This is a genomic window from Janthinobacterium sp. GL_088 (genome assembly GCF_057837845.1).
Genome location: NZ_CM174453.1, coordinates 2,075,233 through 2,094,883 on the forward strand (window position 1 = coordinate 2,075,233; position 19,651 = coordinate 2,094,883).

The 19,651-nt window shown below is 61.5% G+C and carries 22 protein-coding genes and 1 tRNA gene; 8 read left to right on the forward strand and 15 right to left on the reverse strand.

Annotated elements, in window-relative coordinates; all coding sequences use genetic code 11:
• Window position 1 precedes the first annotated feature (1 nt).
• From AC3IQ7_RS09450 to AC3IQ7_RS09460, 3 genes are all read right to left on the reverse strand, one after another.
• A complete protein-coding gene (locus AC3IQ7_RS09450) occupies window positions 2-2,842 on the reverse strand; it encodes a hybrid sensor histidine kinase/response regulator (protein ID WP_489209170.1) in 2,841 nt (946 codons plus the stop codon).
• Window positions 2,843-3,030: 188 nt separating this feature from the next.
• Complete coding sequence (locus tag AC3IQ7_RS09455; protein ID WP_010396213.1) at window positions 3,031-3,231, reverse strand: YbdD/YjiX family protein; 201 nt, start codon at window positions 3,229-3,231, stop codon at window positions 3,031-3,033.
• On the reverse strand, window positions 3,231-5,291 hold the full coding sequence (locus tag AC3IQ7_RS09460; RefSeq protein ID WP_099380306.1) for a carbon starvation CstA family protein: 2,061 nt from the start codon (window positions 5,289-5,291) through the stop codon (window positions 3,231-3,233). Before AC3IQ7_RS09460 ends, AC3IQ7_RS09455 begins: the two co-directional genes overlap by 1 nt.
• A gap of 242 nt (window positions 5,292-5,533) precedes the next feature.
• Here AC3IQ7_RS09460 and AC3IQ7_RS09465 point away from each other — a divergent pair, with 242 nt between their 5' ends.
• The 5 genes from AC3IQ7_RS09465 (at window position 5,534) to AC3IQ7_RS09485 (ending at window position 11,236) form a co-directional block, all read left to right on the forward strand.
• Window positions 5,534-6,904 carry a cache domain-containing protein gene (locus tag AC3IQ7_RS09465; protein WP_099380307.1) on the forward strand — a complete coding sequence of 457 codons (1,371 nt, stop codon included), beginning with the start codon at window positions 5,534-5,536 and terminating at the stop codon, window positions 6,902-6,904.
• A 28-nt stretch (window positions 6,905-6,932) separates the two neighbouring features.
• Window positions 6,933-7,562, forward strand: a complete 630-nt coding sequence (locus tag AC3IQ7_RS09470; RefSeq protein ID WP_489209173.1) for a response regulator transcription factor — start codon at window positions 6,933-6,935, stop codon at window positions 7,560-7,562.
• 266 nt (window positions 7,563-7,828) lie between these two features.
• Window positions 7,829-8,953, forward strand: coding sequence for an EAL and HDOD domain-containing protein (locus tag AC3IQ7_RS09475; protein ID WP_324847603.1), 1,125 nt, complete (start codon window positions 7,829-7,831; stop codon window positions 8,951-8,953).
• A gap of 1 nt (window position 8,954) precedes the next feature.
• Window positions 8,955-11,000 (forward strand): putative bifunctional diguanylate cyclase/phosphodiesterase, encoded by a 2,046-nt coding sequence (locus tag AC3IQ7_RS09480; protein WP_489209176.1) that lies wholly within the window; start codon window positions 8,955-8,957, stop codon window positions 10,998-11,000.
• A 146-nt stretch (window positions 11,001-11,146) separates the two neighbouring features.
• Window positions 11,147-11,236 (forward strand) — tRNA-Ser (locus AC3IQ7_RS09485).
• 129 nt (window positions 11,237-11,365) lie between these two features.
• Here AC3IQ7_RS09485 and AC3IQ7_RS09490 read toward each other — a convergent pair.
• The 12 genes from AC3IQ7_RS09490 to AC3IQ7_RS09545 form a co-directional block, all read right to left on the reverse strand.
• Window positions 11,366-12,424, reverse strand: coding sequence for a tyrosine-type recombinase/integrase (locus tag AC3IQ7_RS09490; RefSeq protein WP_489209178.1), 1,059 nt, complete (start codon window positions 12,422-12,424; stop codon window positions 11,366-11,368).
• Between the two features lie 18 nt (window positions 12,425-12,442).
• Window positions 12,443-12,694 carry a DUF4224 domain-containing protein gene (locus AC3IQ7_RS09495; protein WP_489209180.1) on the reverse strand — a complete coding sequence of 84 codons (252 nt, stop codon included), beginning with the start codon at window positions 12,692-12,694 and terminating at the stop codon, window positions 12,443-12,445.
• Between the two features lie 168 nt (window positions 12,695-12,862).
• Window positions 12,863-13,588 carry a hypothetical protein gene (locus AC3IQ7_RS09500; protein ID WP_489209182.1) on the reverse strand — a complete coding sequence of 242 codons (726 nt, stop codon included), beginning with the start codon at window positions 13,586-13,588 and terminating at the stop codon, window positions 12,863-12,865.
• Window positions 13,585-13,830 carry a hypothetical protein gene (locus AC3IQ7_RS09505; protein WP_489209183.1) on the reverse strand — a complete coding sequence of 82 codons (246 nt, stop codon included), beginning with the start codon at window positions 13,828-13,830 and terminating at the stop codon, window positions 13,585-13,587. Before AC3IQ7_RS09505 ends, AC3IQ7_RS09500 begins: the two co-directional genes overlap by 4 nt.
• 10 nt (window positions 13,831-13,840) lie before the next feature.
• The gene (locus tag AC3IQ7_RS09510; RefSeq protein ID WP_489209185.1) at window positions 13,841-14,152 is read right to left on the reverse strand and encodes a hypothetical protein; all 312 of its coding nucleotides are present in this window, start codon (window positions 14,150-14,152) and stop codon (window positions 13,841-13,843) included.
• Window positions 14,146-14,298 (reverse strand): hypothetical protein, encoded by a 153-nt coding sequence (locus AC3IQ7_RS09515; protein WP_175445254.1) that lies wholly within the window; start codon window positions 14,296-14,298, stop codon window positions 14,146-14,148. The genes AC3IQ7_RS09510 and AC3IQ7_RS09515 overlap by 7 nt, the downstream gene beginning before the upstream one ends.
• Window positions 14,295-16,133: a replication endonuclease gene (locus AC3IQ7_RS09520; protein ID WP_489209187.1), complete on the reverse strand. Its 1,839-nt coding sequence runs from the start codon at window positions 16,131-16,133 to the stop codon at window positions 14,295-14,297. The genes AC3IQ7_RS09515 and AC3IQ7_RS09520 overlap by 4 nt, the downstream gene beginning before the upstream one ends.
• Complete coding sequence (locus tag AC3IQ7_RS09525) at window positions 16,123-16,476, reverse strand: hypothetical protein (RefSeq protein WP_489209189.1); 354 nt, start codon at window positions 16,474-16,476, stop codon at window positions 16,123-16,125. The genes AC3IQ7_RS09520 and AC3IQ7_RS09525 overlap by 11 nt, the downstream gene beginning before the upstream one ends.
• Window positions 16,477-16,577: 101 nt before the next feature.
• Complete coding sequence (locus AC3IQ7_RS09530) at window positions 16,578-16,979, reverse strand: hypothetical protein (RefSeq protein ID WP_070300961.1); 402 nt, start codon at window positions 16,977-16,979, stop codon at window positions 16,578-16,580.
• Between the two features lie 120 nt (window positions 16,980-17,099).
• Window positions 17,100-17,363: an Ogr/Delta-like zinc finger protein gene (locus tag AC3IQ7_RS09535; protein WP_070300963.1), complete on the reverse strand. Its 264-nt coding sequence runs from the start codon at window positions 17,361-17,363 to the stop codon at window positions 17,100-17,102.
• Window positions 17,360-17,548, reverse strand: coding sequence for a hypothetical protein (locus AC3IQ7_RS09540; RefSeq protein WP_046682347.1), 189 nt, complete (start codon window positions 17,546-17,548; stop codon window positions 17,360-17,362). Before AC3IQ7_RS09540 ends, AC3IQ7_RS09535 begins: the two co-directional genes overlap by 4 nt.
• Before the next feature lie 37 nt (window positions 17,549-17,585).
• On the reverse strand, window positions 17,586-17,789 hold the full coding sequence (locus AC3IQ7_RS09545; protein WP_035820909.1) for a hypothetical protein: 204 nt from the start codon (window positions 17,787-17,789) through the stop codon (window positions 17,586-17,588).
• 293 nt (window positions 17,790-18,082) lie between these two features.
• Between AC3IQ7_RS09545 and AC3IQ7_RS09550 the strand changes: the two genes are divergently transcribed.
• The 3 genes from AC3IQ7_RS09550 (at window position 18,083) to AC3IQ7_RS09560 (ending at window position 19,518) form a co-directional block, all read left to right on the forward strand.
• Window positions 18,083-18,526: a helix-turn-helix domain-containing protein gene (locus AC3IQ7_RS09550; RefSeq protein WP_083292451.1), complete on the forward strand. Its 444-nt coding sequence runs from the start codon at window positions 18,083-18,085 to the stop codon at window positions 18,524-18,526.
• A gap of 191 nt (window positions 18,527-18,717) precedes the next feature.
• Window positions 18,718-18,987, forward strand: a complete 270-nt coding sequence (locus AC3IQ7_RS09555; RefSeq protein WP_139143233.1) for a hypothetical protein — start codon at window positions 18,718-18,720, stop codon at window positions 18,985-18,987.
• A gap of 126 nt (window positions 18,988-19,113) precedes the next feature.
• Entirely contained in the window at window positions 19,114-19,518 is a 405-nt protein-coding gene (locus AC3IQ7_RS09560; protein ID WP_489209192.1) for a hypothetical protein, read from the forward strand.
• The last annotated feature ends 133 nt before the right edge of the window (window positions 19,519-19,651 follow it).

Consider the following 19,651-nt stretch of genomic DNA (forward strand, 5'->3'; position numbering starts at 1 on the left):
GTCAGTGTTCCTTCACGAGGATGGCGTTCAGCGAGTCGCGTACGGACAGGAAGGCTTGCTGCATCTGCTGCAACAGGGGCGCCGCGCCCTCGGTGCTGCCGGCGCGGCCCAGTTTTTCCATCTCCTTGCACAGCTGCGCCAGACCGTCGGCGCCCACGTTGGCGCTGCTTGACTTCAGGCTGTGGGCTACCTTGCGCAGCGCTTCCGCATCCGCGCCGGCAATGGCTGCGCGCATGGCGCTCAACTGGCGCGGAGTCTCGCCGACGAAGGCCTGGATGACCCGTTCAAGCAGCGCATCGCCATCCGTGCCGGACAGGGCGCGGATGTTTTCCAGCGCTTGCCGGTTCAGTGGCTGGCCCGCTGGCGTGAGCTGCGGCGCGGGAGGCGTCTCTGGCGGCGCTTGTTGCTCTGGCACTTCGCTGTGGTGCACGGTGGCCGCGCGCGGCAGGGTGATCCAGCGCGCGATCGTGTGGCCCAGGTCTTGCTGCGTGAACGGTTTGCTCAGGTAATCGTCCATGCCGGCCGCCAGGCATGCTTCGCGGTCGCCCTGCAGCGCATTGGCCGTGATGGCGACGATGGGCAGCACGCGCGCGTGGCCGCAGTGCTGTTCATGGCGGCGGATTTCCGCCGTGGCGGCAAAGCCATCCATCACGGGCATCTGGCAATCCATCAGGATCAGATCGAAATCCTCGGCCTGTGCCGCCTGCAAGGCTTCTTCGCCATTGCGCGCGCAGACCACGTCCAGGCCCAGGCTATCGAGCATGGCCAGCGCCACTTCCACGTTGACGGGATTGTCCTCGGCCAGCAGCACGCGGCGGCGCTGGCGCCGGCCCACCTGACGGGGGGCGTGCGGCGGATGGATGCGCAGGCCCTCGCTGGCGCGCGGCGGCGTGACGATGCAGTCGAACAGGTCGCATTCGCGGGCCGGCTTGATCAGCTGGAAGGCCACGCCCGCCTCGCGCCGTTGCACGGGGTCGGCCGCCGCCTGTTCCGTACTCAGCAGCAATAATTTGAGGTCGGCCAGCAGCGGGTCGCTCTTGATGTTGGCGGCCAGGGCCAGGCCGCTGGTGCGCGGCAATTCCATGTCGAGCAGGGCCACGGCATACGGCGTGCCCGCCTGGGCGGCCGCGCGCAGCTTGCCCAGGCAGTCGCTGGCCGTGCCGGCGCTGTCGCTGACGATGTGCCAGCTGGCCAGTTGCCGCTCCAGCACGGCGCGCGTGGCCGGTGTGTGGTCGACGATCAAGGCGCGTAACCCTCGCGTGGTTTTCAGGTTGAAGGACGGGTCGTCGCTGTCGACCCGCCGCTTATCGAAATTTACTTCGAACCAGAAGATCGATCCTTGCGTTAAAGCATTATCAACGCCGATAGTGCCGCCCATCAGCTCCACCAGCTGTTTCGAGATCGTCAGCCCCAGGCCCGTGCCACCGTGCTTGCGCGTGGTCGAACCGTCCGCCTGCGAGAACGATTCGAAGATGCGCGTCTGCGCTTCGTTCGAGACGCCGATGCCCGTGTCGTGCACCTCGAAACGCAAGCCCACGCTGGGCGCGTCTTCGCTGCAGACGGTCACTTTCACGGTGACCTTGCCCGTTTCCGTAAACTTGATGGCGTTGCCCAGCAGGTTGACGATGATTTGGCGCAAACGGTTCGGGTCGCCGCAGATGGCGATCGGGATGTCGTAGGCTACGTCGAATTCCAGGCTGATGTTTTTCGCTTCCGCCTGCGGCGCGAACACGTGTTCTATGTCGTCGAGCAATTCGCGGAAATTGAAGCGGATGTATTCCACGCTCAGCTTGCCCGCCTCGATCTTGGAAAAGTCGAGGATGTCGTTGATGATCACCAGCAAATTCTGTCCCGAACGCTGCACCATGCTCGTGTAGTGGCGCTGCTGCGGCGTCAGCTGGCTGGCCAGCAGCAGTTCCGTCATGCCCAGCACGCCATTCATCGGCGTGCGGATTTCATGGCTCATGGTGGCAAGAAACGCGCTTTTCGCCTGGCTGGCCGCCTCGGCCGCGTCCTTGGCCTTTTCCAGCTGTGCCGTGCGCACGCCCACCTGGCGCTCGAGCTGGTCGCGGTAGTTGGCCAGGGTGCTGTCGCGGCTGTCGATCTGCGCCAGCATGTCGTTGAAGCTGTCGATCAGCACGCCCAGTTCGTCGCTGCGCTGGTGCGCGATGCGGTGACTGTAGGTCTGGCTGCTCGACACTTTTTGCGCTGTATCGATCAGTTTGGTGATCGGTTCGGCGATCACGCTCTTGAAGCGCCGCGCCAGGAAGACGGCGATCAGGAAGGACAGCACGGTGGCGCCGCCGATGGCGCCCACGTGGCGGCCGATGTCGCGCCACATGTGGTTCAGGTCCGCCTCGATCAGCACGGCGCCGATGATCTGTTGCGGCTCGCCTGGCCGGTAGACGGGACGGTACAAGCGCATGGCCGGCGCCAGGGTCGTGCCCGAGCCTTGCGTGACGGGCTGCACGGCCATGTCTGCCAGCAAGGCGGGGTCCATGTCTTCCGGCGCCGCCAGGCCGTCCGCGTGCTGTGGCGCGCGGTACAGGGCGAACAAACGCCCGCCCTTGTCGAACAGGGCCGCCTGGGCCACCTCGTCGCGCGCGGCCAGCGCGGCCAGCACCTGTTCCGCCTGCGCCGATTTTCCCGCCAGCAAGGGCGCCGCGCTGGCCGCGCCGATCACGCCCGCCAGCGACAGCAGTTGCTTGCCTTCATCATTCTTGTGACTGAGCACGGACGTCAGCGCAAACGCCACGAACACCAGCAGCAGCGCGCAGCCCGACGACAGTACCGAAATCATGGTCAGCTTCTGGCTGATGCTGGAGCGTTGGAAATTGAACATGAATTCGCAGCTTCCCCGGTCGCCCGTTGACTGTTATTTAATTCCTATTGGAAAAATATAGACGCGAAGACACACCCTGATGTTGATGTGGGTCTAAGGGAAGAGAGGGGAGGGGAACTTACTGAAGATGAAACAACGAGGGCGCAACAATGGGGTCAGACCCGGCGGATCTGACCCCAGTACTTACATTAGCAACACCCTCCGCGTTTTCCCGCGCCGCCATAACGCGCTTCCTGCCGTTCGCGGAAAAACTCTTCATACGTCATCATCGGCTCGCCGGGATGGGTCACTTCCCGGTGCGCCACATAGGTGTCGTACTCGGGCAAGCCGCACATGAGCCGCATGCTTTGCCCCAGATACCGTCCAGCCTTGATGATTTCGTCGATCATCATTGCACCGTGGGCATGGCCTGGAACGGCGTTTCCTTGGTGCTAGGCTTGCTGTCGGCGCGCGCCTTCAAAATCGTGCGGACGCCGAAGAACAGCACGCTGACGACGACGATGACGAAGAAGGCGGCCAGACCGGCGTCCAGGTAATCGTTGAAGATGATCTGCTGCATCTGCGCCACCGACTTGGCTGGCGCCAGCAGGGTGCCTTCATCGAGTGCCGCCGAGTATTTCTTGGCGTGCGCGAGGAAGCCGACGCGCGGATTGGCGTCGAAAATCTTTTGCCAGCCCGCCGTCAGGGTGCACAGCAGCAGCCAGATGGTCGGCGTGATGGTGACCCATGCGTACTGGCCACGCTTCATCTTGAACAGCACGCAGGTGCCGAGGATCAGCGCGATCGCGGCCAGCATCTGGTTGGCGATGCCGAACAGTGGCCACAGGGTGTTGATGCCGCCCAATGGATCGACCACGCCCTGGTACAGGAAGTAGCCCCAGGCCGCCACGCACAGGCCCGTGGCCAGCAGGTTGGCGATGACGTTTTCCGTTTTTTTCAGGCTAGGCACGAAGCTGCCCAGCAAGTCTTGCAGCATGAAGCGGCCGGCACGCGTGCCCGCATCGACGGCCGTCAGGATGAACAGCGCTTCGAACAGGATGGCGAAGTGGTACCAGAAAGCCATCATGGCCTTGCCGCCGATGGCGCCGGAGAGGATCTGCGCCATGCCGACGGCCAGGGTCGGTGCGCCGCCGGCGCGCGAGATGATGCTGTGCTCGCCAACGTCCTTGGCCGTCTGTGTCAGCATTTCCGGCGTCACATAGAAGCCCCACTGCGAGATTGCCTGGGCGGCGGACTCGGCCGTGGTGCCGATCAGGGCGGCCGGGCTGTTCATGGCGAAATAGATGCCTGGCTCGATGGTCGAGGCGGCCACCAGGGCCATGATGGCAACAAACGATTCCATCAGCATGGCGCCATAGCCGATGAAGCGGGCGTGGCTTTCGTTTTCAATCATCTTCGGCGTGGTGCCCGAGGAAATCAGCGCGTGGAAGCCGGAGACGGCGCCGCAGGCAATCGTGATGAACAGGAAGGGGAACAGATTGCCCGACCAGACAGGGCCGGAGCCGTCGATGAACTTGGTCATGGCCGGCATTTTCAGGTACGGCGCGACGACGATGATGCCGATGGCCAGGCCCAGGATGGTGCCGATTTTGAGAAAAGTAGACAGGTAGTCGCGCGGCGCCAGCAGCAGCCACACGGGCAGCACGGAAGCGATGAAGCCGTAGCCGATCAGCATCCACGTCAGTTCCGTTCCCGTGAACGTGAACATCGGACCGAGCACGGCGTGTTCCTGCACGTACTGGCCGCCGATGATGGCCAGCATCAGCAGCACGAAGCCGATGATGGAAATCTCGCCGATGCGGCCCACGCGGATGAAGCGCGAGTACACGCCCATGAACAGGGCGATGGGGATCGTCGCCATCACGGTGAAGCTGCCCCATGGGGAACCCGTCAGCGCCTTGACGACGATCAAGGCCAGCACGGCCAGGATGATGACCATGATCATGAAGCAGCCGAGCAAGGCGATCATGCCGGGAATTTCGCCCAGTTCAGCCTTGATCAGGTCGCCCAGCGAGCGGCCATCGCGGCGCATGGAAATGAACAGCACGATGAAATCCTGCACGGCGCCCGCAAACACCACGCCCGCCAAGATCCACAGCATGCCGGGCAGATAGCCCATCTGCGCGGCCAGCACGGGGCCGACCAGGGGGCCGGCGCCGGCAATCGCCGCGAAATGGTGGCCGAACAGCACATATTTGTTGGTCGGCACGTGGTCGAGGCCATCGTTGTGCTTGAACGCAGGCGTCATGCGGCGGGCATCCAGGCCCAGCACCTTGTCGGCGATGAACAGGCTGTAGAAACGGTAGGCGATCAGGTAGACGCAGACGGCGGCGATGACGATCCAGATCGCGCTGATCGGTTCGCCACGTTGCAGGGCGACGACGCCCAGGGACCCGGCGCCTGCCAGCGCAAGCGCTGCCCAGCCGAGCTGTTTGAAAATGCGGTTCATGCTTCCTCCAGAGATTGACGGGCGCTGTGCCGTGCGATGATGTGTGCTGCCGAGCCTGGTCGTCGCCAGTTTGGGTGTGAATTGGTGTATCTGCAGCTTATGGCGAGTATTCAGGAATCGTATAATTGCCGCAAGCGCACGACTACGCAGTAACGCTCAGTATTACTACGCAGACTGATCGCCATGCCGCGACGTAAAATCACGCATTCCCACCAGCATCGACGCCGCCGGAGCGCCAGGACATGAAACTCAGACAGAAAGTCATCTTCCTGGCCCTCACGCCGCTGATCCTCGCCCTGTGCGCGATCGCGTTTGCCGTGCGGCACCAAGCCATCACCCTGGCCGAGCAGCAGCGCGCCACCATCCAGCAAGCGTACTTGGCCAGCAAGGAGGCCGAACTCAAGCATTACGTGACCCTGGCCAGCCATTCCATCGCTTCCCTGTACCAGTCGGGGCGCAAGGATGACGCCACGCAAGAGGAGGCCAAGCGCATCCTGTCCGCCCTCAGCTATGGCGACGATGGCTATTTCTTCATCTATGATTTGCAGGGCAAGTCGCTGATGCATCCGCGCCAGCCCGAGCTGGTGGGACAGAATCTGTGGCAATTGCGCGACGCCGAAGGCAATCTCACCATCCAGCGCTTGATGCAGCGGGCGCAGAGCGGCGGCGGCTTCGAGCGCTATAACTGGATCAAGCCGTCGACCAACAAGTCCGCACCCAAGCTCGGCTATGTGATCCTGATGCCGGAGTGGGGCTGGATGATGGGTACCGGCATCTACATGGATGACGTGGACCAGGCGCTGGCCAAGGTCGACGCCCAGCAATCGCGCAATATCCGCTCGACCATGGAACTGATCGCCGCCATCGCCATCCTCGGTTCCCTGCTGGTGGCCGCCTGCGGCCTCGTGCTGAACCTGCGCGAATTGCGCGTGGCCGACGCCAAGCTGAAAGTGCTGGCGCAACGCGTGGTCGAGTCGCAGGAGGAGGAGCGGGCGCGGCTGTCGCGCGACTTGCATGACGGCATTAGCCAGTGGCTGGTGTCGATCAAACTGCAGATCGAGGCGGGCATCGCGCGGCTGGCCGGCAATGCCGAGCAGAAAGACAAGGCGCCCGCCACCTTCGAACGGGCCGCCGAGCAGCTGAACAAGGTGCTGGGCGAAGTGCGGCGCATTTCGCACAACCTGCGCCCGGCCATTCTGGATGACCTGGGCCTGGCCGCCGCGCTCGACCACCTGGTGCATGAATTTAACGACAGCAGCAGCGCGCAAGCCAGTTTCACGGCCAGCCCGGCGGCGGCGGGCGAGGGCTTGCCCGACATGGTGAATACCGTGCTGTTCCGCATCGCCCAGGAAGCGCTGACCAATTGCGAGCGCCATGCCCATGCCCGCGGCGTGGAAGTGAGCCTGCACGAGGCAGGCAAGGCCGTCGAGTTGCGCATCCAGGATAATGGCGGCGGCTTCGATTTCGACGGCATCGCCCTGCATCCGCAGCGCGGCATCGGCCTGCGCAACATGACGGAACGGATGGAAGCCATCGGCGGCAGCCTGCACATCACTTCGTCTGCGGCCGGCACCCTGGTGCTGGCGCGGCTCGCCCTTCCACCGACACACTGATGAATAGATACCGAGAAGATACTGAGACATGAGCGAGAAGATCAACATCCTGCTGGTGGACGACCACCCCCTCGTGCGCGACGGCTTGCGCGCGCGCCTGGAAGCGGTGGCGCATTTTGACGTGGTGGCCGAGGCGGGCGGCGCCGATGAGGCGCTGTCACAGGCGCGCCTCCACCAGGTCGACCTCGTGTTGATGGATATCAATATGCGCGGCATCAACGGCATCGAAGCGACGGCGCTGTTCAAGCAGGCGTTTCCGCAGATCGCCGTGCTGATCCTGTCCATGCACGACAAGCTTGAATATGTGTCGCAAGCCATCGCCGCCGGGGCGCGCGGCTATGTGCTCAAAGATGCTCCTGGTAAAGATATTGTGTTTGCCATCGAGACGGTGATGTCAGGCGGCATTTATTACAGCGCGGCGCTGGCGCGGCAGCTATCGCGCCCGCAAGTCCACGATTCCTTCCTCACCACGCGCGAGCAGCAGGTGCTGCAGCACATCGCCGGGGGTCAGTCGAACAAACAGATCGCCCGCGCGCTGGTCCTGAGCGTGCGCACGGTGGAGACGCACCGGCTGAACATCAAGCGCAAGCTCGGCATCGAAGGGCAGGCTGAATTGATCAAATATGCGGTCGAGCACGCGCATGGCGGCAGCGCCTGAGCAGGCGCGCGCCGTGCCGGGTTTTTGTCACACCCGCATGACAGGCGGGTCTCGCGGGGGAATGTTCTTTTTGAATATTTATTGCCAAAATTAAACTGTTTCATAGGTGAGATTCGGATAGAATGATTCTCGCTGTCGAAATGGCATCCCTGACGGGCCAGGGTTGCCAATGCTGGTCAGTTTATTTACTATGGCGCCCTACCCACACTGAGATACCGATGTCAGCGTCTGAATCAAACCTGTTTCCGTTGGTGGGATTGCAAGCAGTGGCCAATGCTCATAACGAGTGGGTCGCTGTCACCTTGCATGTACCGCAGGCCTCGACGGCGCCGCTGCTGGCGGCGCTGGCCGCCGCCGATGCGTATGCCTTCCTGGCGCCGCTCGACTGCATCATTCCCCTGGCCGACCCGCATGACGTGGACGAGGCCGTGCTGGCGCAACTGGCGCCGCAACGCACCATCTTCCGTTTGCCGGCCCATCTAGCCGGCGATAAACATATCCAGAAAAAGTGCCAGCAATGGCGCGATGCCGGCTATCGCCTCATCCTCGATGGGGCCGAAGCCGGTCCCGTGACGGCGGCGCAAGTCGACGCGCGCGCGCTGAGCTTTGACGCGTCCGGCCCACGCCCGGCCCTGCACCAGTTGCTGCCCCTGGCGGGGCCGCACCTGGCCTACAACATCGCCGACGCGGGGCAGTTTGTTGCCTTGCAAGAACTTGGCATCAGCTGGTTTGCCGGCGACTACGCCCTGCACCATGCGCGCCAGCAAAGCGAGCCGGAAGACGCCACGTCGCGGCGCCGCCTGCTGGCGCTGCTGGGCTTGCTGGCCCGCGATGCCGACGCGCACGAGCTGGAAGTGCCGCTCAAGCAAGATCCATCGCTCAGCTATCATTTATTGAAACTGGTCAATTCAGCCGCCTTTGGTTTCACGGCGCCGATTACCAGTTTCAGCCAGGCCATCACTTTGCTGGGCCGGCGCCAGCTGCAGCGCTGGCTGCAGCTGCTGCTGTATGCGCGGCAACAGGACGACGGCAAGCTCCACGCGCTGCTGCCGCTGGCGGCCGTGCGCGCGGCGCAGATGGAAGCGCTGTGCCAGCTGCGCGGCGGCGACCGCGACGCGCAAGACCTGGCCTTCATGGCGGGTGTGTTCTCGCTGCTCGACGTCCTGCTGGGCATGCCGATGGAAGAGATCATCGCCACCCTGAACCTGGCGCCGGAAGTGAGCGTCGCCTTGCTCGAACGCAATGGCGAGCTGGGCACCTTGCTGGCGCTGGTCGAAAGCGCCACGCCGCCGCCCGAGGGCTTGCGCCGCGCCGGCATCGATGGAGAAACCTATTGGCGCAGCCTGCTGCAGGCCTACCAATGGGCGATCCAGGTCAGCCGGAACCTCTAGCATGACCCTGTTTCCGGTGTCGGATTTCCTTGGTGATAGCGCCGCCCTGTGCGACGCCGTCGTGCGTTTGCGCGGCCCCGCGCTGGTCGCTGAGCTGGGCCGTATCGCCAGCACCGTGATGGCCAGCCCGCACGGCCAGTTCCTGCCCGCGGCCAGCGCCGATGGCGGCGCTCCGCCCGCGCCTTTCCCCCGCGATACGCCTGCCTTGCTGCAGGAAATCAGTTTCGATGGCCATTGCTTCGGCCATTACAGCGTGGCGGGACGCAGTCTGTACAGCGACGCCGACCGCCGCCACCTGGCCAGCCTGGCATCGCTGACGGCGGGCGTCTTGCAAGTGCATTCGCTGGCGCAACGTTCCACGCACGCCTACGCGCAAGTGGAAGCCTTGCTGGCGCAGCAGACGCAAATCCTCGACCAGTTGCACGAATCCGTGCTGACGATGGACTTGACGGGCTACATCACCAGCTGGAACAAGGGCGCTGAGCGCCTGTTCGGCTACACCTCGGTGGAAGCGGTGGGGCGCAACATCCTGTTTCTGTACGACGACGAAGACACGGGTTTCCACGACGCCTTCCTGGAGCAGGGAGGGCGCCTGATGGAGGTGCGCCGCCGAAAGAAGTCAGGCGAGATCTTCTGGGCCAGCCTGTCCCTGTCGCCGCTGCAAGACCTGGACGACAAGCCCATCGGACTCATCGCCTACCTGACGGACATCACCGAGCGCAAGCTGGCCGAAGAGCGCTTGCACCACCTGGCCTATTACGACCCGCTGACCAGCCTGCCCAACCGCACCCTGCTGGCCAAGCTGGTCGACCAGGCCCTCTCCGTGGCGCAGCGCAGCAAGATGCTCGGCTGCGTGCTGTTCATCGACCTGAACCGCTTTAAACTGATCAACGACACCCTGGGCCGGCGCATCGGCGACGAACTGCTGCGGCAAGTCTCGCTGCGTTTCCGCCATGCCTTGCGCGACCAGGACCTGGTGGCGCGCCTGGGCGGAGACGAGTTCGCCGTCGGCCTGTTCGACATCGGCCAGCATTTCGAGGCCAGCATGGTGGCGCAAAAGCTGCTCGCTTCCCTGGTGGAGCCGTTTTTGATCGAAGGCCACGACTTGCGCGTGGGCGCCAGCATCGGCATCAGCGTGTATCCGCAAGACGGGCAGGATGCGGAAACCCTGCTGCGCCTGGCCGACATCGCCATGTACCGTGCCAAGCAGGACAGCGGCGGCGAAGCGGAAAGCGTGGCCTTCTACAGCCAGGACATGAACCTGGGCATGCAGGCGCGCATGCGCCTGGAAACCGGCTTGCGCCAGGCTTTGTCCGAGCAGCAACTGTTGCTGCACTACCAGCCGAAATACGCGTTGGGCAGCGGGCGCATCATCGGCGCCGAAGCGCTGGTGCGCTGGCACCACCCGCAGCACGGCATGATCCCGCCGGCCGAATTCATCCCCCTGGCCGAATCGACGGGCCTGGTGGTGCAGGTGGGCGAATGGGTGCTGGAAGCGGCCTGCGCCCAGGCGCAGGCGTGGAAACTGGCCGGCCTGCCGCCGATCCGCCTGGCCGTGAACGTCTCCGCCCGCGAATTCACGGCAGCCTTGCCCGCCAGGGTGGCGGCGACCTTGGCCCGCTACGGCCTGGAAGCGGCCTGGCTGGAGCTGGAAATCACGGAAAGCACCCTGATGCACAACATCGAGAGAGTCATCGGCATCATGGACCGCATCACGGCCTTGGGCGTGGCCCTGTCGCTGGACGACTTCGGCACCGGTTATTCCAGCCTGTCCTATTTGAAACGCTTCCCCATCGACACGTTAAAAATCGACAGGTCCTTCACCACCGGCATCCCGACCGACGCCAGCGACTGCGCCATCGCCAGCACCATCATCAGCATCGCCCAGCAACTGCACCATAAAGTGATCGCGGAAGGCGTGGAAACGGCCGAGCAGCTGGCCTTCCTGAAGAGTTCGGGCTGCGACGAAGTGCAAGGCTATCTGTTCTCGCGGCCGTTGCCAGCGGTGGAGTTCGAGAAGGCGCTGCGGGAAAATTGGGGTCTGTAGGCTTAGCTTTGGTGTGTCAGCGCAGATATTGAAGCCACAGGCGAAGAGCCGTGGGTGTTCTCCTGTCCTCTTCGCTGGGGGAAATAAGGCCACGGGAGTGCTAGCCATTGGTAAGCCACTGACCTTTATGTATAATGCTGCCATCTGGAAGCGTGGCCGAGTGGTTGAAGGCACTAGTCTTGAAAACTAGCGACGGGTTACACTGTTCGTGAGTTCGAATCTCACCGCTTCCGCCAGAAATATTGAAATAAGCCCTTGATTATCAAGGGCTTATTTTTTTTGTGCTGTCGCCTGGAAAATCCCTGATGTAAAACTTCAGTTTCAACTTAGCTCTAATTTGCGGAAATGGTTTCCGCAACTCGCCGCTAGCGGGTAGGGCGGACAGCCTGGCCAATGCGCCGATAGACCTTTTCCGTGATGACTTTTTCACTATGCCCCAGCAGGGAGCTGGCGGCGCCCAGGTCGGCAATGTCGCTGGCGGAGCGCGCGCGGATATCGCGGAACTGGAAGGCTTTGATGCGGCTGGCCAGCTCTTCGTCGCCAGCCTTTAGCGCCAGTTCCGCTGCCGCTTTCCGGGCGCCATCGAAGCGCAGGCGCAAATGCCACTTCTTGACCTGGCAACCATTCGGCAGCGCGACGATGAAGGTGGTGCGCGGCCGGTGCGGGCGCGCGTGGATGCGCTCGATGACCTTCGCCAGTTCGGACTTGATGCCGTCGTGCTCCAGCACGATGCGCAGCAGCTTGTTGCTCTTGCCCTGGCGCACCTGCAACGCCCCATCCTTCAAATCGCCGTCGCGCATCTTGAGCACGTCCGCAGGCCGCTGGCCGGTCAGGTAGTTCAGGTCCATGGCGTCCTGCAGCTCTTCACAGCCGGCGTTCCGTACCGCATCCCACACGGCCTTGTCGGCATAGAAGTCGCGCGGCACCTCCTTATTTTTGCGCACGCCCCTGCATGGGTTCTCGCGCTTCGTGTAGCCCCATTCCCTTGCCATATTGAACACATGCGACAGCAGCGCGATTTCGCGGTTGGCGCGCACCTTGGCGCTGCGCGCGTCGCGGTAGCGGGCTATGTCCTGCGGCGTGATGGCGTCGATGGGTGCGCTGTCGAAGACCGGGCGCAGCTGGCTCAACGAGCTGGAGTTTTCGCGTTGCGTGCTTGGCGCCTTGCCGGGCAGTATGTCTCGGACGTACTGCGCAAACACGTATTCCATGAGCGTGGCGTCGGTCGGGACTGGCTTGCACTCATATTCCGCCCACAGGCGCTTGGCCTCGACCAGATCCGTACCCAGTGGGTATTCCTTCCGCTTCCCGGCGTCGTCCCGGCCGTTGTAGTAGTAGCCCGTCCATGTTTCGCCCGATTTCAGCTTGCGCACGCGCCGCAGCATGCGCGGCGGCAGTTTGTAGCCAGTGCTTTTAGGTCGCATTGTTTTCTTTCAATTCTATCAACGTACTTTGGACAGGTCCGGCGCCCAGGCCGGCGTGCTCACCAGGCTGGCGGGATTGATGCCGCTCAAGCGCAACCTGGCGTACAGGCGCCCGATGATGGGCGCGCCGGCCCGGTTTTTGATGAAGGTCCAGCCGTTTTGCTGCAGCCATTTGATCTGATCCACTTTCCGGCAGCAGCCTGAAATGGTTTCCAGCTCTTCCACAGTCAGTGTTTCGGACTGGATCGAATTATCAAAAAGGTTATTCATTGGATGCCGCTTTCTTTGTGGCGGGGCTGCATGCTTGGCATTTGTTCGTGGCCAAGGCGAACGCTTCGGCCTCCGTGTACTGCGGTACTTCTGCGCCTGGCTTGCGGTAGTCGCGCAGCCGGCAGAATTCTTTGTATTGGTCCATTTTTCTCTTTCGTTTTGAACGTCTTATGCCGCACACAGGAGGTCAGCCTGCACGTACTTGCGATCCCAAAACGGCGAACATTGAATGCCATCCCAGATCTCGGCCATCTCGCGCGGATTGTTTTTCCGGTTGTGGTTGCGGGCAATGTCGGTGCTGTCTACGCTGGCGAATGGATAGCCCCAACGCGCAGCATTCATTCCGCGCAGCATGTGGAGCCAGGTCGGCACACGGCCGGTTTGGCATATCGCGTTCATCGCTTCTGTCATGCGGTGATGCCAGTTTTGAGCACCAACTACACGGAACTGTGCTGACGAACCTATGCAGACACGCTCCCACTCGTCACACAAGCGCTTGAGGCGATCCACTGGCTCATGCATGTGCCAAACAGGTGCACCGCGCTGGCCATGCGGCCACTGCGCAATGAGGGCGTCGTTAGCGCTGACGTTGCCCATGATCGCGTCCGGGATAACTGCCCAGGTGGTTTTATAGGTCAGCCAGCGTTCGGCCCAGGCGTAGAACCCCTGCCAGAAAGCACCGTCCATCTCGACAATCGCTTCGCCACGAGCCTTGCGCTTCATGTTTTCCGTCCAGATGGAAAATGCCGAATTGTCGAGCATGTTGCTTTGCCCATTTTCGTGGCACCACTCCACGTCATCCGGTCGAGCGAATGATATGCAGAACGAACGCCCCCTGAGCTGAGCCAGAACCTTGCGCGGCGTGATGGGCGTGCCATGGTAGTGCTGCGTCATGCACCACCCCGAACGGTCTTGATATCGACGCCGTGGTGATGCGCCATCAAGACTTGGCGACCGCCGAACTGTTTGTGCAGTGCGTCGGCGATAACTTCGTGATAGCCGGCCCGGATCATTCTGGTCGCGGTAACGATGTGCTCGACCATGATGACAGTCGTGGAATCGATTGCCAGGTCATATACGATGTATTCGCCATTGTTGGGGCAGGCTGCGAGAAATCTTGTGCTGTAAGTATTCATTGCATCGCCCTCACGCAGTGATACAGATGCTGCATTGGTGGAACTGGCGCGCCATGCTGGTTTTACCGCATGCGCTGCTTTTGATGGCCAGATGCTGGTTTTCAGTTTGGGCTGGCTTGATAGACACCAGTGCAGCCAGCGGCACCGCGCGGAACATGCCCGGCCACTGATGGTCCAGCTCGACCCACGCATGCAGCTCGCCATTGCCCACGTCGCGGCGCAGGTCGTTGACGGTGCCGGCCTGGTAGCCTTCATCGGTATCGAATGTCACGCGGTCGCCCAAGGCGATTTGCCGCGGCGAATTGGTCAGGGTGTTCAGCATTGCGGTGCTCCTTTCAGTTTGGCGGTAACGCCGCACACGCCGTAGCGGTCGATGGCGGCGTCGATCACGTCGCCGCTGGACGCGGCGTCATCAAAAAATTCAAAGCGTTCGGTTTGGGTGCGAACGATCACGGCAAAGGTTTTCATGTGGTAGCTCCTTCATGCGATGGGTTGTCGTGGACGATCAGCCGGGGATACGGGCAGGCGTTGACGGCTGCCCAGGCGGCAATCAGCGCTCTTTTTGCCTCGTCGGGCAGATCGGGCACGGGCGCCGCTGGCGGCGTGGCCGGGGCAGGGCGGTCGGGGTGCGTACAGTTATTTACACGAGTCCGAGGAACGGCAACCCCAACAGCCACCCCGCGCCCGCCTGTGGCCTGTACGGGCGTCCACGTATGGCGCACGGACTTGAAGACCACGCCGATCAGATCGCTGCAGCGCACGCCGTAGGGCGTGGTGCGCAGCGTTTCGCCGTAGCGGCCGATGACGGTTTTTTCGTCCTTGGCCAGCGTGACGACCAGTTCCTTGCGCGGCACCAGGGCGCCGCCCTGGGCGCGCAGGTATTCGGCCCAGCAGGCGCGCTTTTCGCCGTCGATCTTTTGCACGGCATTCCAGGCGCGGCGCATGGCGGCCGGCGCTTCATTGACCATGCTTTCTTCGATGCGGCGCAGTTCGCGCCACACGGTGACGGGTGCGCCGCCCCATTGCTGGAATTGGCGGATGCCCCAGCATGCAGCCCAGGACTCCACGCGCGCCGATGGTGTCAGCTCGACATCGCCTTCGGTGTCGGCCGTGACGAGATAGCCTTCTTTCGTCTTGTGCTCGGCCACGCCGTCGATGTTCTTGGCCACATATTTGGCGATGTAGCCGGCGGCGCTGCCCTTGGCCCAGTCGATGCGTTTCACGTCCAGGCGGCGCGCGAATGCGCCCGGTTCTCCACGGTCCACGCGCCAGGCGTAGCGCTTCATGATGCGGATGGCGCGGCCGGCCACGTCCCGCAGGTGGGCCGTCTTGTATTTCGCGGTGGGGCGCACAAACAGCAGCAGATGCCAATGCGGGCAGCCATCGTGATGCGGCTCTGCGATGCGAAAGCCGTACAGGCCTATGCCACGGCGCGCCAGCGCGGAGCGGCACAGCGATGTCATCTTGCCCAGGTACGCATTGGCCTCGCGCGGCGTGGAGCCGTCGAACTTGTCGTTTGGCTTGCCGCTGTGCTGCATGGCGTGGAAGCGCGATGGGCACGTCCAGGTGATGAAAATGCCTTGGTCGCCGCACTCGCGGGCGATCTGCTCAAAGCCGTTGATGCGCAACATCAGTTCGCCGCGCCGGATGGCTTTGTTGGCGGTCGTTTTCTCGGCCAGCTCGGCGATACTGAATTGCTGGCCGTTCTCGTTTTGCACCAGGGTGGCGGCCAGCGCTGCCGCGTTGCGACGGTTCTGCGCCAGGCGCGACAGCACGGCGTCGTTGCTGGCGTAGGGTTCGGCGCGATAGTTCACATAGCCCAGGCGGATATTGCCCGCTTCGAAGGCGCGCTTGACGCGCTTGCGCAACTGCCGGCGCCACCAGCGGGCATCCACCAAGCGGGCGATGGTGTCGGTCAGCGCGTCGAACTCGGGCAGCTCGATGCCATACGAGGCACATTCGTCTTCCATGATCTGCAGGGCGTGCGTGTCGGACACAGCCATCCACAGCATTTTGGTCACGCCGGCCGCCGCGCGTTCGGCGGTGGCCACGATGTCGGCGTCGCTCTGCGACAGGTCCACGCCAGCCGGCACGTACAGGTCGGCGAACTCGCGCACAAAGCTGGTGGCGATGGACTCATAGATTTTGTACCAGGACGACCAGGCCATCTTGGCCATGGCGGCCGTGATGACGCGGTTGCGCCACTTGTAGGGAATGCGGGCCAGCTCGGGCGCGAACTGCGCGGAGCGCAAGAAGGCTTCGTGGCGTTGCGGGGCAGGCAGCAGGATTTGTTTAGATTGCATTCAACAGTCTTTCGTACACACGGATAGCGGCAGAGGTGGCGGCGCGCAGTGCGATACGCTCTTCCTCGGTAAATGAATGGATGGGCGATTCCCAGCGGTCGGCGTCCATGCCGGCGGCGATCAGCACGGAACGGCGCGCGCCACGCGGCGACAATCCCCACGCCTGGGCCATGAAGGGCGCCAGGTTGCGCGGCTTGATGCTGCGTAGCTGGGCCTTGGCTTCGGCGATGGCGGCCAGCGCATGCCCGGCGCCTGGTGGCGTCGGCATGGCCTTGTCGCGCGCGGCCAGAATCTCGGCGGCAGGCTGGAAGGACAGGTGATTGTCGATAAGGGACGCCGGCATGGTTCAGTCCTTGATGGCGCCGATGGCCCGCAGCACGCCGGGGGCAATGACAATCAGGAGCGTCAGCAGCCAGATGCCGCAGGTTTTGGCTAGGCGCAGCATCAGCGTGCCCCTGGCTTGAGAAATTGCTCTGCCCAGTACGGGAGCGTGTGCGATGCGCCGCAGCAGTGCCGGGAACCCGCTTCATTGGCGAAAATGTAGTTCAACTCGATGGGCAGCTTGCCGACCAGGGCGCGTTGTTTGGCTGGCGCGAAAAAGCCGTCACGCTCCAGTGCCTGCGCATCGCTGACGATGAAGGTCAGATTGGCCGCGCCGTAGGCGTGATAGGTCTTGGCAATCTCATGGATGTGGGCGGTCAGCGCCGCGATGCCGATGCCCGCGCTGGCTTGCAGCAGAAAACACGTCGGTGCCACGGGGACAATGCAATTTTGCAAGGTCGGGCGGATCGTGTTTGATGCCATGGATATGCAGGCATGAGGGGTGGCGTGCAGCGTGGTTTCCATCGGTTTTCCTTATTTCAGGTTGAACGAATCCCGCACGCTCAAAAAGGAGCGCAGCAGGGCACAGCAAAAGAGGGGAGATACGGCGGCCGGGTTACGGCGGCGCGAGGATCGGGATAGTCATCAGCAGCCCGCAGTCAGGTCCAGGGCTAGCTGGCTGGTGGCCGCCGTGCGCGCATGCTGGGACATCGGGATGCGGATATCCGGCTTGGGCATGGCGGACAGCGAAAGGGTGCGCAGTACTTCCAGGCCTGCCACGAAGGAGTGCCCGCATTCGGGGTTCTGGCACATGTAGGTGATTTCCTTGAACATGGCGGACATCGTGCGGCTCTTGACGGCGCGGACGGTGTATTCGCAATGCGGGCAGGGCAGGCCGATGACTCTCATTTCAGCTTTCTTTCCACTTGGTACAGGGCGCGACCGCGACCCGTCATGTTTTTCGACTGTATGCGTAAGCGCGATTTGACGAGCCATTCGGCCGCCTGATCGATACTTGCCAGCCCCTGGCGTTGGCGCACAAGTTCCAGCACCGCGCGCTCTTCGTCATTGAGGTTAATTTGATGGTCTGGCATTTTCTGTAACTTTAGAGTTGCTCAAAAGTGACTCGGTTTAAACGCTGCGACGCTGTACGCTGTCGATGGTGGCGTCATCCAAGGCGATCACGGCCAAGGCTTCACGCATCACGATCTGGCGCACCAGCACTGCAAGCTCTTCGCCCTGGTAGTTGGCGATCGAGGAAACGAGCTGGTGCTCATAGTCATCGAGGCGCAGCATGACGCGGTGGCTGCGGATACGTTTTGCATCGGGGTACATGACGTTGTCCTTAGTGAATGGATTTGGAAGCGAGTTCACGCTTGTAGTCGGCGAGGCCGCGTAGGATTAGGAAGCGGAGGAACCAGGCGCGGGACCGGTCAAGTTTCTCTGCGTAGCCCTCGACTTCGGCTACTTCATCAGACGTCAGGCGGACGCCAAGGGGCTTAGTCGTGACGCCCTTGGCAGTACGCCTGGCATTGGATACGTTTTTCATAATGTTATGATGTGTAATCGCTACAGGATGGCGTAACTATAGTGTCCAAAAGCGCACTAGTCAACAAAAAGATGTGAGTATGAGCATGTTTGGTGAAAGATTAAAGCAAGAGCGTCAACGTCTGGGCATGAACCAAGACGACTTCGCAGCGGTTGGCGGGGTCAAAAAACGCGCTCAAATTTCGTATGAAAAAGATGAGCGCTCTCCCGATGCTGTCTACCTCTGCGCGCTGTTAGAAATTGGCGTAGACGTTTGGTATGTGATGACAGGCAGCGTTTCAGCTGCTGTACTTAGTGCAGATGAAAGCGAGTTAGTTTCTGGTTTCCGGAACCTAGATGCACGTGGACGAGCTGGTGTTCTTGGAATGATTGGCGGCATGCGCATGCCAACGCCCTCAACATCTTCTGCAGGAAATACTCCGCACGTTGAAACCCACGGCAAGATTGGGCAAAATTTCGTAGGGAATATCATTGGGCCGCAGACTTTTAATGTGGCCGGTAGCGGACGAAAAAAGGAAAAATAGTCTGCAACTGATTCACCTTCTTATGCTTATTGTAATTGCTGCTTGTTTTGTCTGCATACTACGCATACCGATCTGATGCGTGAAGGTGTCGTAAAGTCAACGTCTGAGCAACTTCGGCTGGATTCGGCCAGAAGCGGTCGTATAGCAACATTCATTTTTTGACCTGGCTACTCAATCATCTAGAGGTAGAAATGGCATCTTTACTACATGAGGTTTGGGAGGACGAAGATGGAATAACGGTTTGTATTGCTAACGGGAGTCGGCCGGAATTTATGACGGCTGATGCTCGATTTATTGCAACGTTTGAAGCATCTTCCTGGACAGAAGCAATGACAAAGTATTATGAAATGTACGATTTTGGAGTTTACAAGCCCTTCGATTCATCCTCAGAGCCTTACTCCGAAGAGTCGAAAGCTCGCCAAATCGATCAGTTAAAAACGCGTCAAATACGACTGACTTAAGTTAATCTTGGACATGTCGGTTACGTCTGCTTCGGGGCGGAACCTGCCAATGACGGCAACCGGCCAGGAGCGGACATTTAGCGTTAATGCAGTCGTCACCTAACAAACTTATTTCGGCACGGATAAATGGCGACCTTACTTGAGAACGGCGGGACAGTTGATCTGTGGGGCGGCTGGGTCGTAAGGCTACCGCCTGCATACCATGAGCGGAATGACAATGGCTCGTGGTCTGCATGGGGCGCCGACTGGGCAGTCGATGTGCACATCATGGAGGTTGGGGGACAAGCAAACGGCCAGCCTGCGTCACCTGAGGAAATGCTTGGCAAAGAGCGTACAGTCAACGTAAGCGGAAATGGCTGGGTAGGCAGTCGCGAGGTCTTGCATGAGGCCGACAACGGGCGCGAAGTATATCGGCTTGCAGCAAATCTAGCGGCGACAAATACCGTGATGTCTTTCTGGGTTTCGTATTTCGAAGCACACCGGAAGCCTTTCGCCGAAGAACTCATGCTTAACGTTGCGCACAGCGATTAAGGGCAAGGTAAGCAACGGCGCGGAAGTTGCCAATGACTGTAACCGGCCAGAAGCGGACACTGAACAAAATAGGTTTATAGACGTGGATACGGCCAATGATTAGTTTGGTAGTGCAGATAGAGCGTGTTGTTGA

What these genes read in the sequence shown, in the direction of transcription:
- AC3IQ7_RS09535 (WP_070300963.1), bottom strand. Translation starts at nt 17,363, where the DNA reads ATGAGAGTCATCGGCCTGCCCTGCCCGCATTGCGAATACACCGTCCGC.
- AC3IQ7_RS09510 (WP_489209185.1), bottom strand. Translation starts at nt 14,152, where the DNA reads ATGCTGAACACCCTGACCAATTCGCCGCGGCAAATCGCCTTGGGCGAC.
- AC3IQ7_RS09520 (WP_489209187.1), bottom strand. Translation starts at nt 16,133, where the DNA reads ATGCAATCTAAACAAATCCTGCTGCCTGCCCCGCAACGCCACGAAGCC.
- AC3IQ7_RS09460 (WP_099380306.1), bottom strand. Translation starts at nt 5,291, where the DNA reads ATGAACCGCATTTTCAAACAGCTCGGCTGGGCAGCGCTTGCGCTGGCA.
- AC3IQ7_RS09495 (WP_489209180.1), bottom strand. Translation starts at nt 12,694, where the DNA reads ATGAATAACCTTTTTGATAATTCGATCCAGTCCGAAACACTGACTGTG.
- AC3IQ7_RS09540 (WP_046682347.1), bottom strand. Translation starts at nt 17,548, where the DNA reads ATGCCAGACCATCAAATTAACCTCAATGACGAAGAGCGCGCGGTGCTG.
- AC3IQ7_RS09470 (WP_489209173.1), top strand. Translation starts at nt 6,933, where the DNA reads ATGAGCGAGAAGATCAACATCCTGCTGGTGGACGACCACCCCCTCGTG.
- AC3IQ7_RS09530 (WP_070300961.1), bottom strand. Translation starts at nt 16,979, where the DNA reads ATGGAAACCACGCTGCACGCCACCCCTCATGCCTGCATATCCATGGCA.
- AC3IQ7_RS09515 (WP_175445254.1), bottom strand. Translation starts at nt 14,298, where the DNA reads ATGAAAACCTTTGCCGTGATCGTTCGCACCCAAACCGAACGCTTTGAA.
- AC3IQ7_RS09450 (WP_489209170.1), bottom strand. Translation starts at nt 2,842, where the DNA reads ATGTTCAATTTCCAACGCTCCAGCATCAGCCAGAAGCTGACCATGATT.
- AC3IQ7_RS09550 (WP_083292451.1), top strand. Translation starts at nt 18,083, where the DNA reads ATGAGCATGTTTGGTGAAAGATTAAAGCAAGAGCGTCAACGTCTGGGC.
- AC3IQ7_RS09505 (WP_489209183.1), bottom strand. Translation starts at nt 13,830, where the DNA reads ATGAATACTTACAGCACAAGATTTCTCGCAGCCTGCCCCAACAATGGC.
- AC3IQ7_RS09555 (WP_139143233.1), top strand. Translation starts at nt 18,718, where the DNA reads ATGGCATCTTTACTACATGAGGTTTGGGAGGACGAAGATGGAATAACG.
- AC3IQ7_RS09465 (WP_099380307.1), top strand. Translation starts at nt 5,534, where the DNA reads ATGAAACTCAGACAGAAAGTCATCTTCCTGGCCCTCACGCCGCTGATC.
- AC3IQ7_RS09455 (WP_010396213.1), bottom strand. Translation starts at nt 3,231, where the DNA reads ATGATCGACGAAATCATCAAGGCTGGACGGTATCTGGGGCAAAGCATG.
- AC3IQ7_RS09525 (WP_489209189.1), bottom strand. Translation starts at nt 16,476, where the DNA reads ATGCCGGCGTCCCTTATCGACAATCACCTGTCCTTCCAGCCTGCCGCC.
- AC3IQ7_RS09560 (WP_489209192.1), top strand. Translation starts at nt 19,114, where the DNA reads ATGGCGACCTTACTTGAGAACGGCGGGACAGTTGATCTGTGGGGCGGC.
- AC3IQ7_RS09490 (WP_489209178.1), bottom strand. Translation starts at nt 12,424, where the DNA reads ATGCGACCTAAAAGCACTGGCTACAAACTGCCGCCGCGCATGCTGCGG.
- AC3IQ7_RS09545 (WP_035820909.1), bottom strand. Translation starts at nt 17,789, where the DNA reads ATGTACCCCGATGCAAAACGTATCCGCAGCCACCGCGTCATGCTGCGC.
- AC3IQ7_RS09480 (WP_489209176.1), top strand. Translation starts at nt 8,955, where the DNA reads ATGACCCTGTTTCCGGTGTCGGATTTCCTTGGTGATAGCGCCGCCCTG.
- AC3IQ7_RS09500 (WP_489209182.1), bottom strand. Translation starts at nt 13,588, where the DNA reads ATGACGCAGCACTACCATGGCACGCCCATCACGCCGCGCAAGGTTCTG.